The sequence below is a fragment of the Pseudomonas sp. G2-4 genome, assembly GCF_030064125.1.
Classification (GTDB): domain Bacteria; phylum Pseudomonadota; class Gammaproteobacteria; order Pseudomonadales; family Pseudomonadaceae; genus Aquipseudomonas.
The window spans coordinates 5,324,131-5,337,512 of sequence record NZ_CP125957.1 but is presented as its reverse complement, the minus strand read 5'-3'; the positions used below and the strand labels follow the sequence as shown (position 1 = coordinate 5,337,512).

Genomic DNA, 13,382 nt, shown 5'->3' with positions numbered 1-13,382 from the left:
TCGGACGAGTGGCGGCGCTGATCGAATCTGCTCAACGCGCGCCGGTATCGGGCAGGTATACTGCCGCCTTTCGCGGCTCGCTCTCCGGGCCCGACTTGTCCGCATTACCCGGAGCTTTACATGACTTCCCCAACACCCTCGCCCGTGGACGAACGTCCGAACGGCGAACAGGCCGACCTGCCCGACAGCGATGTCTCCAGCGCCGAGAACGTCAAAGCGGCGATCCCGACCTTCAAATTCCCGTTCAAACCCGGTGAACTGGCCGCGGCCAAAGAGGCCGGCCAGCAGCCTTGGTACAAGAACGGCGCGAAGAACGGCCATACCAAGACCCCGGGTGCCGCGCCTCCAGGCACGCGGCGTTCGATGGGCAAGCGCTGAACATCATCCGTGGCCCACGGCGGCGACTTCAGTTCGCTGCCCGTGCACCCGCCAGGCTTCCACTCAACTCATAAGCCGTCAGCTCGGACTGGTGCGCCGCCAGGATCTCCGGCAGCGAACCGCGCAGGTACTCGACCCAGGTCTTGATTTTCGCATCCAGGTATTGGCGCGAAGGGTAGATGGCGTAGAGGTTCAGTTCCTGGGAGCGGTAGTTGGGCATGACCCGCACCAGCGTGCCGTTGCGCAGGCCTTCGATGGCGGCGTACACCGGCAATACGCCCACGCCCATGCCGCTGGTGATCGCGGTTTTCATGGCATCGGCGGAGTTCACCAAAAACGGTGAGCTGTTGATGGTGACCATTTCCTGGCCTTCCGGGCCGTCGAACACCCATTTTTCCAGCGGAATGACCGGGCTGACCAGGCGCAGGCAGGCGTGGTTGAGCAGGTCGCTGGGTGTTTGCGGGCAGCCGCTGGCTTTCACGTAGGCAGGCGAAGCGCAGACGATGCTGTAGGTGATGCCCAGGCGCTGGGAAACGAAACCCGAATCCGGCAACTCGCTGGCGAGCACGATGGAAACGTCGTAACCCTCGTCGAGGATGTCTGGTACGCGGTTGGCCAGGGTCAGGTCGAACGTCACGTCTGGATGGGTCTTGCGATAACGGGCGATGGCGTCGATCACGAAATGCTGGCCGATACCGGTCATGGTATGCACCTTCAATTGCCCGGCAGGGCGTGCATGGGCATCGCTGGCCTCGGCTTCGGCTTCCTCGACATACGCCAGGATCTGCTCGCAGCGCAGCAAGTAGCGTTTACCAGCCTCGGTCAGGGCAATGCGGCGGGTGGTGCGGTTGAGCAGGCGGGTTTGCAGATGGGCTTCCAGATTGGAAACCGCGCGCGAGACGTTGGCTGTCGTGGTATCGAGCTGCTGGGCAGCGGCGGTGAAGCTGCCCGCTTCGGCGACGCAGCTGAACGCGCGCATGTTTTGCAAAGTGTCCATGAAGGGCTCTCTTTGGAGGTGGCAAATTGTGACATGAAGTTACAGAGTTGCGGGACCCCGACTAATGGATTATCGCGTTAACGGTAACAAAGATTCACAGAAAGGTCGGCTTATCGCCGGGGAGGGCGATGCCTAGAATTGCTGCCAAAGCAGGAGCGGGCCTTACCTGTGGGAGCGAGCTTGCTCGCGATGAGGCCATCACATTCAACATTTTCGGTGAATGTTCGGACGCCATCGCGAGCAAGCTCGCTCCCACAAGTTTTGCATTAACAAGCAGCCATCCTCGTCGTCATGCCCCCCTCTCAGGAATTTTGCGCCAGTGCCGCGTTGCATCAGCAGAGAGCTGAAGACTCTCAGTGTTTGGCTTTTAACGTTAACCATCAGCGGTTGCATCGGCACGGGGGGCATTGCACCGCACGGCGAGGCGTTGTCGGCCAATCAACTGGCCACCGATGCAGCGATCCGCGAGGCTGCCCGCGACGCCCACTGGCCCACCCGCCAATGGTGGAACGCCTATGGTGATCGGCAACTGGATCGTTGGATCGACTTGGCCATGCAAGGCAGCCCGAGCCTGGCCATGGCCGTCGCCCGCGTGCGGCAGGCCAAGGCGATGGCCGGTGTCGCCGAGGCTAGGGAGTCGCTGCAGATCAACGGTGAAGCGACCCTCAAGCGCCACAACTGGCCCTCCGATCAGTTCTACGGTCCTGGCGAACTGGCTGACACCACCACCTGGGACAACAACGCAGGTCTAGGCTTGAGCTATGCCCTAGACCTTTGGGGCCGTGAGCGCAACGCCAGCGAACGGGCAGTCGACTTGGCTCACGTCAGCGTGGCTGAGGCTCGGCAAGCGCAACTGGAATTGCAGAACAACATCGTGCGCACCTACATCCAGTTTTCGTTGCACCACGCCCAGCGCGATATCGTTGCCGCAACGCTCCATCAACAAGAGCAGATTCTCGAGCTGGCGCAAAAGCGCCTGGCCGGCGGCATCGGCACCCATTTCGAAGTCAGCCAAGCCCAGGCGCCGCTGCCCGAGACCCATCGCCAACTCGACGCCCTCGATGAAGCCATTGCCTTGAGCCGTAATCAACTGGCGGCGCTGGCGGGCAAGGGGCCAGGAGCGGGCGCAGCTCTGCAACGCCCGACCCTGGTCCTCGGTGCGCCTTTGAAGCTGCCGTCGGCATTGCCCGCCGAACTGCTTGGCCAGCGTCCGGATGTGGTTGCCGGGCGTTGGCAAGTGGCCGCACAGGCACGGGGTATCGATGTCGCTCGGGCCGGTTTTTATCCCAACGTCGACCTGGTGGGCAGCCTCGGCTACATGGCCACCGGCGGCGGGCCGCTGGAGTTCCTGACCGGCAAGAAACTCACCTACAGCGTCGGCCCGGCCATCACGTTGCCGATCTTCGACGGCGGACGCCTGCGTGCACAGTTGGGCGAGGCTGCGGCCGGCTATGACATCGCCGTGGCTCACTACAACCAGACACTGGTGAATGCTCTCAAGAGCATTTCCGACCAGTTGATCCGCCGTGAGTCGATGGACAAGCAACAAGTCTTCGCCGCTGAATCGGTAGCCGCTGCGCAGCGCACCTACGACATTGCCCTGGTGGCGTTCCAGCGCGGGCTGACCGACTACCTCAACGTGCTCAACGCTCAAAGCCTGTTGTTCAAGCAGCAACAGGTGCAACAGCAGGTGGAGGCGGCGCGCCTGAGTGCCCATGCCGATCTGGTGACGGCGCTGGGAGGTGGGCTCGACGCCGGTAGTGACGCCCCTGACTTGAGCCATGCCCCGTGGCGAGGGAGCTTGCTCCCGCTGGACTGCGCAGCAGTCCCCTCAAGTGGATGCTGCGCACCCAAGCGGGAGCAAGCTCCCTCGCCACGATGCGTAAGCAGCGTCCAATGACGTCTTTACTCGCCCCCGTACGCTGGCTGTACCGCCTCGAATGGCGCCGTGGCCTCTTCGACTGGGCCCGCAGCGACGGAGTGACCTGGGTCTACATCTTCAAGGTCCTGTTTGCCGCGTTCTTGACGCTATGGCTGGCGATGCGCCTGGAGCTGCCGCAGCCGCGCACGGCCATGATCACTGTGTTCATCGTCATGCAGCCCCAGAGCGGCCAAGTGTTCGCCAAGAGCTTCTATCGTTTTCTCGGCACCTTGGCCGGCTCGACGGTGATGGTGGCGCTGATCGCCTTGTTTGCCCAGAGCACCGAACTGTTTCTCGGCTGCCTGGCGATCTGGGTCGGCCTCTGTTCGGCCGGTGCGGCGCGTTATCGTAACTTCCGGGCTTATGGCTTCGTACTGGCGGGCTACACCGCGGCGATGATCGGTCTGCCGGCCCTGGCCCATCCGGAAGGGGCATTCATGGCGGCGGTCTGGCGGGTGCTGGAAATTTCCTTGGGGATTGTCTGCGCCACTCTGGTCAGCGCCGCGATCCTGCCGCAAACCGCCAGCGCCGCGATGCGCAACGCCTTGTACCAGCGCTTTGGGGTGTTTGCCCTGTTCGTCACCGATGGCTTGCGCGAGCGCAGCCAACGAGAGGCGTTCGAGGCGCGCAATGTGGGCTTCATTGCCGAAGCAGTGGGCCTGGAAAGCCTGCGCAGCGTGACCGTGTTCGAAGACCCGCACATGCGTCGGCGCAACGGCCGGCTGAGTCGCTTGAACAGCGAGTTCATGGGCATCACCACCCGTTTCAATGCCTTGCATCAGTTGCTGGAGCGCTTGCGCAGCAGTGCGGACGATCACGTGGTGTGCGCCATCAAACCCGGTTTGCAAACGTTGGCTGAATTGCTCGACGGTTTCAGTGCACGGGCCCTGACCGACGCCGATGCGGCGCGTCTGGCGGCGGTGCTGGCCGATTACAAGGCTGAGTTGCCGGCCCAGGTCCGGCGACTGCGGGCGTTGTTCCAGGAAACGGCGCCCAGTGATAGGGCGCAACTGGACTTCCACACGGCCTACGAATTGCTTTATCGCTTTGTCGACGATTTACACGGCTACGCCTTGACTCACGCATCCCTGGCCGACCATCGGCACGAACGCGAACGCTGGGATGAACCGTTCGTGCCAAAAACCAACGGGTTGGCGGCGGCCGCTTCAGGTTTTCGTGCCGCCTTCATCCTGTTGGTACTGGGCAGCTATTGGGTCGCCACGGCCTGGCCGAGCGGTTCGACCATGACCATGATCGCCGCGGCCACGGTGGGCTTGTCAGCCGCGACGCCGAACCCCAAGCGCATGGCATTCCAGATGGCCTGCGGCACGCTGTTCGGCGCGGTGATCGGCTTCATCGAGATGTTTTTCATCTTCCCTCTGATCGACGGCTTCCCCCTGCTTTGCGTGATGTTGGCACCGGTGATCATGCTCGGATCATTCCTCAGCTCCCGGCCGCAATACGCCGGGGTCGGGCTGGGGCTGCTGATCTTTTTCAGCACCGGCTCGGTGCCGGACAACCTGACGGTCTACAACCCCTACGCCTTCATCAACGATTACCTCGCGATGATCCTCGGCATGCTGGTGTGCGCCGCCGCCGGGGCGATCATCCTGCCGCCCAATAGCCGCTGGTTGTGGCGCCGGCTTGAACAGGATTTGCGCGAACAAGTGGTGTTTGCCATCAGCGACAAGCTCAAGGGCCTGGCATCGCGCTTTGAAAGTGGTACCCGCGACTTGCTGCACCAAGCCTACGGGCTGGCGGCGGGGCAGCCCCGGGTGCAACGGGATCTGCTGCGTTGGATGTTCGTGGTGCTGGAAGTCGGGCACGCGATCATCGAGTTGCGCAAGGAACAGGCGATCTTGCCGGTGCATCCTGCCTATGCCGAAAGCCAGCCGTGGCGCCAGGCGATCCGCGTGATGGGGCGGGCGCTGGTGCGCCTGTTCCGCCAGCCGGGGCAGAACAATCTGGAACGTGCCTTGGTGGCGGTGGACCACGCCATCAGTCGCGTACAGGCCAGCGACGAACCCTTCGCGCCGCATTTCGACACCTCGGCCCTGCGCCGGGTGAAAAGCTATCTGCATTTCATTCGTACATCGCTGCTCGACCCGCAATCGCCCTTGGCCGGCTATGCCATGCCGCATGCCACACCGTTGTCCCTGGAACCTGAACATGCCCCGTGAGATCGCCTTCCATGGCGTGTACATGCCCACCATGACCCTGATGTTTTTCATCGCCGCTGGCTTGGCCTGGGCGCTGGACCGTTTCCTGTCGGGGTTGGACCTGTACCGCTTTTTCTGGCACCCGGCGCTGCTGCGCCTGAGTCTGTTTACCTGCCTGTTCGGCGCGCTGGCGCTGACGGTCTACCGTTGAGATCGATGCGAATGAAAAAGTTTTTCAGCCTGCTGGCGACGTTGTTGGTGCTGGCCTTGGCGCTGTGGATCGGCCGTACGCTGTGGGTGCATTACATGAATACCCCCTGGACCCGCGATGGCCGGGTGCGGGCCGACATCATCAACGTCGCCGCCGATGTCAGTGGCGAGGTGGTGGAAGTGCCGGTGCGTGACAACCAACGGGTGAACAAGGGCGACCTGCTGATGCGCATCGACCCGGAGCACTACCGCATTGCGGTCAAGCAGGCGCGCGCCCTGGTGGCGTCGCGCAAGGCCACCTGGGAAATGCGCAAGGTCAACGCCCATCGCCGCGCCGACCTGGACAGCCTGGTGATCTCCCGGGAAAACCGCGACGACGCCAGTAACATCGCCGACTCGGCCCTGGCCGATTACCAGCACGCCCAGGCGCAACTGGAGGCGGCCGAGCTGAACCTGGCGCGCACCGAAGTCCGCGCGGCGGTGGACGGCTACGTCACCAACCTCAACGTCCATCGCGGCGACTATGCGCGCATCGGCGAGGCGAAGATGGCCGTGGTGGACATGCATTCGTTCTGGGTCTACGGCTATTTCGAAGAGACCAAATTGCCCAAGGTGCGGATAGGCGATGCGGCGCAGTTGCAGTTGATGAGCGGTGAAGTGCTCAAGGGCCATGTGGAAAGCGTCTCCCGGGGCATCTACGACCGCGACAACCCGGCAAGCCGCGAACTGATCGCCGACGTCAACCCGACCTTCAACTGGGTACGCCTGGCCCAGCGGGTGCCGGTGCGGATTCATCTCGATGAAGTGCCCGATGGCGTGCTGTTGGCGGCGGGGATGACCTGTACGGTGGTGCTTGAACCACAAACCCAGCGCTGAGGTGACGGTGGCAGGGGTGACAAAGAGGCTTGTCACCCCCCCATTCCTGTGGCGAGGGAGCTTGCTCCCGTTCGGCTGCGCAGCAGTCGCATCCTGGACGCCACCCTTGATCTGCCGCACCGCAATGCCTGGTTTGGGGCGGCTTCGCCACCCAGCGGGAGCAAGCTCCCTCGCCACAACAGCACAGCTCGCCAGCCCTTGATAGTTACAGCAGCCCACCCAACCCAAACCGCTTCCTCAACCCCTTCTCCAGCAACCCCTTGGGCAGCAACCCGGCCATCAACGGCAACGCCCGGCTGCCATTGCCCAGGCGCAGCAGGCGGGGTGGTTTGGGTTGTTGCGCGGCCTTGAGCAGCCCGGCGGCGAACTCGCTGGCCGGGGTCGGTTTGTCCTGGGACGCCTTGGCCCGGGCACGGATGCCCTCGCGCAGGGGCCACCAGGGCGATTGCTCGTTGATCAACTGTTCGGCTTCATGGCCGGCATTCTTGGCGAAACTTGAAGCAATGGCGCCAGGCTGGACTTCCATCACGCGGATACCGAACGGCGCCAGTTCCATGCGCAGCGCATCGCTCAGGGCATGCACCGCCGCCTTCGAGGCGCAATAGGCGCCGGCGAACGGTGTGACCAATACCCCGGAAACGCTGCCGATGTTCACCACCAGGCCCTTGGCCCGACGCAGCACCGGGAACAGTGCACGGGTCACCCCGACGACCGCGAACACGTTGGTTTCGAATTGACGCTGCATGGCCGGTACACCGCCGTCCAGCAGCGGCCCCATGGCGCCGTAACCGGCATTGTTGATCAGCACATCGAGGCCACCGTGCTGCTGGTTGATCCGCTCACTCAACTGATCCAGGGCCTGGCCGTCGTTCACGTCCAGTTGCACGGCGATGAACCCGGCAGCGCTGAGTACCGCCACGTCCTCGGCTTTGCGTGCGCTGGCCCAGACCTCATACCCGGCCACCTTGAAGGCGTCGGCGAGGGCGCGGCCAATGCCGCTGGAACATCCGGTAATCAACGCAACGGGCATGGCGCGGTCCTTGTGCAAAAGAAGGGAAGGGCGATCAGTTGGAGAAACTACCTTGCAATCGCTCGGCGCGAAACTCCAGGGTTTGCGGGCGATAGCCGGGACGCAGGGTGGGCAGGGGCAGACAGTCCTGCCAGCTGGCGCCGGCTTGCAGTTCACCCGGGCCACGGTAGCGGGGCGCGGTGTAGGGGGTGTCGGCCAGGTTGATGGTATCGCCCGGCGCATAGGCGGCGATGCGCCAATGCAGTTCGGTCAGCGGTACGTCGTTGCCGTTGTTCAGGGTCAGCGACAGTGGTCGGTCGGCGGGGCAGTGTTCGGGGGCGTAGGCGATGCGCAGCTCCAGGCGCGCCAATTGCCGGGTGTCGCGGTTTTCCTGCCAGAGCACCCAGGCGGCCACCAGTCCCAGCCCGACGAACGCGGCCAGGGACACCGGCAAGGCCTTGGCCGGGTAGCGCAACAACAGGATGAGCCAGGTGATGACCAGCAAGACGCCGATGAGCATGGTTGAAGCCTCCGAGACCGTAGGCACATCCTACCGAAGGGAACGGCCCGTGTTGAAGCGATGATAGCCCCCTGGCAAAAGCTTCATGAAAAAAGCCCCCACCCAACCCACTGCGGATAGGGGACGCAGTGGGCTGGACGGGGGCTTCTTGTTCGACTGATCTTTACTGCGCGATGGTTTTCACCGACACGCCGCGTTCGATCGGGGTGGAGCGACCGTAGATGTCTTCGAAGCGTTCGATGTCATCTTCGCCCAGGTAGCTGCCGGACTGCACTTCGATGATTTCCAGCGGGATCTTGCCCGGGTTGCGCAGACGGTGAACCGATGCGATCGGGATATAGGTCGACTGGTTTTCGCAGAGCAGGAACACGTTTTCATCGCAGGTCACTTCAGCGGTGCCGCTGACCACGATCCAGTGTTCGGCGCGGTGGTGGTGCATCTGCAGGGACAGGCACGCGCCCGGCTTGACCGAGATGTGCTTGACCTGGAAGCGGCCGCCCATGTCCACCGAGTCATAGGAACCCCACGGACGATAGACCTCGCAATGGTTCTGGGTTTCGGTACGGCCCTGTGCATTGAGAGTGTTGACCATCTGCTTGACGCCTTGGACCTTGTCCTTGTGGGCGATCATCATGGCGTCCTTGGTTTCGACCACCACGATGTTGTCCAGGCCGATCACCGACACCAGTTTGCCGTTGCCATGGATCATGCAGTTGCGGCTGTCCTGGAGCACCACGTCGCCTTTGGTGACGTTGCCGTGGGTGTCTTTTTCGTTGACTTCCCACAGCGACGCCCAGCAACCGACATCGCTCCAGCCCGCCGACAGCGGTACCACGCAGGCGCGCTGGGTCTTTTCCATCACCGCGTAGTCGATGGAGTTGTCCGGGCAGCAGGCGAAGGTGGCTTCATCGAGGGTGATGGTGTCAGCCGTCTGTTCACTGCGCTCCAGGGTCAGCAGGCAAGTGTCGTAGATGTCCGGATCGTGCTTTTTCAGCTCTTCGAGGAAACGGCTGGCGCGGAACAGGAACATGCCGCTGTTCCAGAAATAACCGCCGGCGTTAACGAACTCGGTGGCGCGCTTGACGTCGGGTTTTTCGACGAAGTGCGAGACACGGCTCACGCCTTCAGGCAGCAGCGCATCGTTGGTCGACTTGATGTAGCCATAGCCGGTTTCCGGCTTGGTGGCCGGCACACCGAACAGCACCATTTCGCCACGCTCGGCGGCCACGGTGGCCAGGGCCAGGGCGCGTTGCAGGGCTTTCTGGTCTTCGATCACGTGGTCGGCCGGCAGCACCAGCATCAGCTCGTCGCGACCTTCATTGACCAGCATCATCGCGGTCAGCGCCACGGCCGGTGCGGTGTTGCGCCCGAACGGTTCCATCAGGATGCGCTGGGCTTCCAGTTTGCGGTTGCTCAACTGTTCGTTGACGATGAAACGGTGGTCTTTGTTGCAGACCACGATCGGCGTGTCCATGCCTTCGAACACCAGGCGCTCGATGGTCTGCTGGAACAGGGTGTGTTCGCCGGTCAGAGCCAGGAACTGTTTAGGGAATTGCTTGCGCGAAAGCGGCCAAAGACGTGAGCCGCTACCACCTGACAAGATCACCGGAATCATGTTTGTTACTCCTACAAATCGAAATGGTTTTAGAGCTACTGCGTTCTGTCGTTTCACTCTCTTGTTGTTGTTCCGTGCCTGAATGACGCCTGTGTCCAGTGTGGGAGCGAGCTTGCTCGCGATGGCGGTGTATCAATCGACATCCATGTTGAATGTCAGATAGCTATCGCGAGCAAGCTCGCTCCCACAGGGCACAGCGTCAGTCAGGAAAATTCATCAGCGGGTCGACGTCGGGCGCTTCACCCACACTGGCGACAGGCTGCTGCCTGAACCGGTGACGTACAGCACGGCGGCTTCGCCGCGCTCCAGGGCCACGGGCTTGAGGTCGCCGACTTTCTTGTCGCCCTCGAACAGCGCCAGGGTCACTTTCACCGGGTTGATTTCACGTTCGCCACGGCCTTTGGCGGCCACGTTCGGCACCACTTCGGTCTTGCCATCGGCGGTCTTGAGGGTCAGTGCCTTGTCGGTGAGGTTCTGCACGCGAACCAGGGATTTCTGCTTGTTCTTGAACGGCGGCTCTTCGATCAGTTGAGGCTGGCCGCTGGCGTTGTTGACCAGGGTGTAATAGTGATCGGGGGCCAGTTTAACCGGAACGGTCTGGCTGCCGACCTTGGCGCTGTAGTCGCCGCCGGGCATGAAGCTGAAGTCACTGCTGGCCAAGGGGGCCACTTCGCTGAGGTTGGTGCTGCCGACGGTAGCGCTGACTTCGGCGTTGCTGGCGTTGTAGATCCGTACGAAGCTCGAGCCCTTTGGCGCGACTGGGCCGTACAGGGCCGAATCACCTGCAAAGGCAGACAGGGAAAGGGCGCTCATGCTGGCGACGAGGGCAACGGCTTTGAGGGAGCGAGCTGCGAGACGGCGAGGAGTAGTGTTGAAAGTCATGGTGGACCTCTCTTTCAGTTTTGCGCCCGGTCGGGCGTCTCGGATTGAGTGTTGGCGGCGACGTTCTGTTGACGGGCGCCGGCTTGCTTGAGCTCTGCGACCCACTGCGGGTCGGCGTCGCCGATTTCGTTGTTCACAGGCAGATAACGTTCAGGAAACTCCCAGATCAGCACCTGTGGCGGGCTGTTCTTGAAGGCGTCGCTCTTGAGGTAGCTGAGCATCGGCAGAATCGGGCCATGGCCGTCTTCGGCGTAGTTCACGACGTCGCTGTGCAGGGCTTGCTTGAGTGCACCGACGAAGTTCCAGTTGGGGTTGGCGCTGTAGCTGGTACCGATCAGGGCCACGGGCACCTGTGCGTCGGCAAACAGCGCGTCGTCGCTGGCCGGCTGATCGTCGGCTTCGCGGGTGTTGCGTTTGACCAGGGGCTCCTGGGCGGGCATCAGGTTTTCGAACAGTGGGTCCAGGGGCAGGAACTGCCGCAGGTCGCCCTTGTGGGTGATTTTTTCCGCTGTCTCCGTGACGAAGCGCTGCGGTTCGCCGTTGAGCGGTGTCTTCTCGGCAATGGCCTTGGCCAGGTTCTCGGCGGCCACTTGCGCGCCTTCCGGGGTCCAGTGGGTGTCGGTGCGCAGGAACACTTGCTGGCCGCTCTGCTTGGCCTGTTGCAGCGGGCCAAGCAGGTCGGGGGCGAGGATCTTGTCGGCCGCCACGCGAGCGTGGAAATCCTGGTACAGGTTGGTGTGAATGCTGGACGGCTTCACTTCGCCCAGATGCTCTGGATACAGGCGCGCCTTGGCTGGCACGATCGCCATGACCAGGGTAATGCCTTGTTCCTTGAGCTTCTGGCGCACGCCTTCGACCAGCGCGTAGTTGCCTTGCAGGTTCAGCTCTTCGTTGACGATCGGGTTGAACTCTTCGTCGCTGTACAGCCATTGGTCGCGGCCCAGCACCACGCCTTTGCGGCCTTCATTGAACAGCTTGTAGTCCAGTGCGGCCCAGATGTTGGTGCCCAGGCGCTTGATCGGGAACTCTTCGTCGTAGTGCGTCTCGACGGCTTTGGTCCAGCGACCGTTGAGCACGGTCGCATCGGGATTGGTGCTGAAGCCGAAGAAGCTGCGCACCGACCACAGGCCCAGGACCGTCAAGGTCAGCAGGAACAGTGCGATGTAGAAGATGCGTAATGAGCGGGTCATGTTCAGATCCCTCAGAACTGGAAGTAAAGGAACGGCGAGAAGCTTTGCGCCGAGAGTTTGAGAATCGAGGCGATGAACAGCAGCAGTACCAGGGCGCGCATCGCGTAGCGTGACCAGTCCGCGGTCCAGTAGGCCGGTTGCACCTGGGCTTCGACACCCACGGTGTAGCCCGGTTCATGAATAGTCGACGGGTTGTCGCCTGGGACGGCTTTGATCAGGCCCGGTTGTGCGGTGGCCGGGCCATCGGCCTCGGTGTTCACTTCAGGCTTGGTCTTGACCGGCGGACGGTTGGTGTAGAGGTCCCGCAGGCCGAAGAAGGCGAGAGTGATGTAGGCCACCGCCAGCGTGGCGATTTGCAGGCCGGTCAGGTTGGCGCGGGTCAGTTCCGACAGCGACCAGTCGCCGAAGCTGAACATGGCGCCGTACATGCGACCGGCCACGTGCAGGTTTTCGGAGCGGAAAATCACCCAGCCCATGACCACCAGCAGGAAGGTCAGCGCCCAGCGGATCGGATTGATGCTGCGTGGCGAGGTGTTGATGCCCACCGCCTTTTCGATGGCCAGCCAGATACCGTGCCAGGCGCCCCAGATCACGTAGGTGATGTTCGCGCCGTGCCACAGACCACCGAGCAGCATGGTCAGGAACAGGTTGCGATAGGTCATCAGCGTGCCTTTGCGGTTACCGCCCAGGGTGATGTAGAGGTAATCGCGCAGCCAGGTGGACAGGCTGATGTGCCAGCGCCGCCAGAACTCGGTGATCGACTGGCTGATGTAGGGCTGCTTGAAGTTTTCCATGAAACGGAAACCCATCATCAGGCCCAGGCCGATGGCCATGTCGCTGTAGCCGGAGAAGTCGAAGTACAGCTGTGCGGTGTAGGCCAGGGCGCCGAGCCAGGCATCGCCCGTGGTCGGGTTCTGCAAGGCAAAGCAGTGGTCGGCCACCACCGCGAGGGTGTCGGCGATGAACACTTTCTTGATGAAACCCTGCATGAATCGCGTGCAGCCTTCAGAGAACTTGTCCAGCGTGTGGGTGCGGTTGTTGAACTGATCGGCCAGGTCGCGGAAACGCAACACGGGGCCGGCGATCAAGTGCGGAAAGATTGCCACGAACGCTGCGAAGTCGATCAGGTTGTGGGTCGCCGGGGTGTCACCGCGATAGACGTCGATGATGTAGCTGATGGACTCGAAGATGTAGAACGAGATCCCGATCGGCAACAGCACGTGGGTCAGGATGAACGGATTCAGACCGAAGCCGGTGATGATCGCGTTGAGGCTGTCCACGCCGAAGTTGGCGTACTTGAAGTAACCCAGGATGCACAGGTCAACGCCCACGCCAAGCAACAACCAGCGCTGGGCCGGTTTGGTGCGCACGCCGGCGGCGCCGACTTTCAGGCCGATCCAGTAGTTCCACAGGGTCACGCCGGCGAACAGCGCCAGGAAATCCACTCGCCACCAGGCATAGAACACATAGCTGGCCAGCAGCAACAGCAAGTTGCGATAGCGTTGCCCGCTCAAGTAGTACAAGCCGAGAAAGATCGGCAAGAACAGAAACAGGAACACGTTGGATGAAAATACCATCCCGATCTCTCCATGTTGAATCAACAGTCAAGGGCCAGAGCCCCCCCA

General features: G+C 62.3%; 12 protein-coding genes. 5 read left to right on the top strand and 7 right to left on the bottom strand.

The genetic code is table 11. The features are described from left to right. Window positions 1-120 precede the first annotated feature (120 nt). A complete protein-coding gene (locus QNH97_RS23365; protein WP_283554109.1) occupies window positions 121-378 on the top strand; it encodes a hypothetical protein in 258 nt (85 codons plus the stop codon). A 28-nt stretch (window positions 379-406) separates the two neighbouring features. Here the strand turns inward: QNH97_RS23365 and QNH97_RS23360 are convergent, their stop codons facing one another. Further along, entirely contained in the window at window positions 407-1,375 is a 969-nt protein-coding gene (locus tag QNH97_RS23360) for a LysR family transcriptional regulator (protein WP_283554108.1), read from the bottom strand. A 319-nt stretch (window positions 1,376-1,694) separates the two neighbouring features. Between QNH97_RS23360 and QNH97_RS23355 the strand changes: the two genes are divergently transcribed. From QNH97_RS23355 to QNH97_RS23340, 4 genes are read left to right on the top strand one after another with little or no spacing between them, the layout of a single operon-like run. Further along, on the top strand, window positions 1,695-3,275 hold the full coding sequence (locus QNH97_RS23355) for an efflux transporter outer membrane subunit (RefSeq protein ID WP_283554107.1): 1,581 nt from the start codon (window positions 1,695-1,697) through the stop codon (window positions 3,273-3,275). Next, complete coding sequence (locus QNH97_RS23350; protein WP_283554106.1) at window positions 3,272-5,476, top strand: FUSC family protein; 2,205 nt, start codon at window positions 3,272-3,274, stop codon at window positions 5,474-5,476. The genes QNH97_RS23355 and QNH97_RS23350 overlap by 4 nt, the downstream gene beginning before the upstream one ends. After that, window positions 5,466-5,666, top strand: a complete 201-nt coding sequence (locus tag QNH97_RS23345) for a DUF1656 domain-containing protein (RefSeq protein WP_003205331.1) — start codon at window positions 5,466-5,468, stop codon at window positions 5,664-5,666. The genes QNH97_RS23350 and QNH97_RS23345 overlap by 11 nt, the downstream gene beginning before the upstream one ends. 11 nt (window positions 5,667-5,677) lie before the next feature. Beyond that, the gene (locus QNH97_RS23340) at window positions 5,678-6,541 is read left to right on the top strand and encodes an efflux RND transporter periplasmic adaptor subunit (RefSeq protein WP_283554105.1); all 864 of its coding nucleotides are present in this window, start codon (window positions 5,678-5,680) and stop codon (window positions 6,539-6,541) included. A gap of 205 nt (window positions 6,542-6,746) precedes the next feature. Here QNH97_RS23340 and QNH97_RS23335 read toward each other — a convergent pair whose 3' ends face one another. The 6 genes from QNH97_RS23335 to QNH97_RS23310 all read right to left on the bottom strand — a co-directional run bounded on the left by QNH97_RS23335 (window position 6,747) and on the right by QNH97_RS23310 (window position 13,334). Next, entirely contained in the window at window positions 6,747-7,571 is an 825-nt protein-coding gene (locus tag QNH97_RS23335) for an SDR family oxidoreductase (protein WP_283554104.1), read from the bottom strand. Between the two features lie 34 nt (window positions 7,572-7,605). Then, the gene (locus tag QNH97_RS23330) at window positions 7,606-8,070 is read right to left on the bottom strand and encodes a multidrug transporter (protein ID WP_283554103.1); all 465 of its coding nucleotides are present in this window, start codon (window positions 8,068-8,070) and stop codon (window positions 7,606-7,608) included. A gap of 163 nt (window positions 8,071-8,233) precedes the next feature. After that, the gene (locus QNH97_RS23325; protein WP_283554102.1) at window positions 8,234-9,685 is read right to left on the bottom strand and encodes a mannose-1-phosphate guanylyltransferase/mannose-6-phosphate isomerase; all 1,452 of its coding nucleotides are present in this window, start codon (window positions 9,683-9,685) and stop codon (window positions 8,234-8,236) included. Window positions 9,686-9,901: 216 nt separating this feature from the next. Further along, complete coding sequence (locus tag QNH97_RS23320; RefSeq protein WP_283554101.1) at window positions 9,902-10,567, bottom strand: alginate O-acetyltransferase AlgF; 666 nt, start codon at window positions 10,565-10,567, stop codon at window positions 9,902-9,904. A 14-nt stretch (window positions 10,568-10,581) separates the two neighbouring features. Beyond that, window positions 10,582-11,757 (bottom strand): alginate O-acetyltransferase, encoded by a 1,176-nt coding sequence (locus QNH97_RS23315; RefSeq protein WP_283554100.1) that lies wholly within the window; start codon window positions 11,755-11,757, stop codon window positions 10,582-10,584. An 11-nt stretch (window positions 11,758-11,768) separates the two neighbouring features. Further along, entirely contained in the window at window positions 11,769-13,334 is a 1,566-nt protein-coding gene (locus QNH97_RS23310; RefSeq protein ID WP_283554099.1) for an MBOAT family O-acyltransferase, read from the bottom strand. Between the last annotated feature and the right edge of the window lie 48 nt (window positions 13,335-13,382).

Bases quoted from the DNA above. Each gene is read 5' to 3' on its own strand.
- QNH97_RS23330 (WP_283554103.1), bottom strand. From the start codon at position 8,070: ATGCTCATCGGCGTCTTGCTGGTCATCACCTGGCTCATCCTGTTGTTG.
- QNH97_RS23340 (WP_283554105.1), top strand. From the start codon at position 5,678: ATGAAAAAGTTTTTCAGCCTGCTGGCGACGTTGTTGGTGCTGGCCTTG.
- QNH97_RS23315 (WP_283554100.1), bottom strand. From the start codon at position 11,757: ATGACCCGCTCATTACGCATCTTCTACATCGCACTGTTCCTGCTGACC.
- QNH97_RS23345 (WP_003205331.1), top strand. From the start codon at position 5,466: ATGCCCCGTGAGATCGCCTTCCATGGCGTGTACATGCCCACCATGACC.
- QNH97_RS23335 (WP_283554104.1), bottom strand. From the start codon at position 7,571: ATGCCCGTTGCGTTGATTACCGGATGTTCCAGCGGCATTGGCCGCGCC.
- QNH97_RS23365 (WP_283554109.1), top strand. From the start codon at position 121: ATGACTTCCCCAACACCCTCGCCCGTGGACGAACGTCCGAACGGCGAA.
- QNH97_RS23320 (WP_283554101.1), bottom strand. From the start codon at position 10,567: ATGACTTTCAACACTACTCCTCGCCGTCTCGCAGCTCGCTCCCTCAAA.
- QNH97_RS23350 (WP_283554106.1), top strand. From the start codon at position 3,272: ATGACGTCTTTACTCGCCCCCGTACGCTGGCTGTACCGCCTCGAATGG.
- QNH97_RS23325 (WP_283554102.1), bottom strand. From the start codon at position 9,685: ATGATTCCGGTGATCTTGTCAGGTGGTAGCGGCTCACGTCTTTGGCCG.
- QNH97_RS23310 (WP_283554099.1), bottom strand. From the start codon at position 13,334: ATGGTATTTTCATCCAACGTGTTCCTGTTTCTGTTCTTGCCGATCTTT.
- QNH97_RS23360 (WP_283554108.1), bottom strand. From the start codon at position 1,375: ATGGACACTTTGCAAAACATGCGCGCGTTCAGCTGCGTCGCCGAAGCG.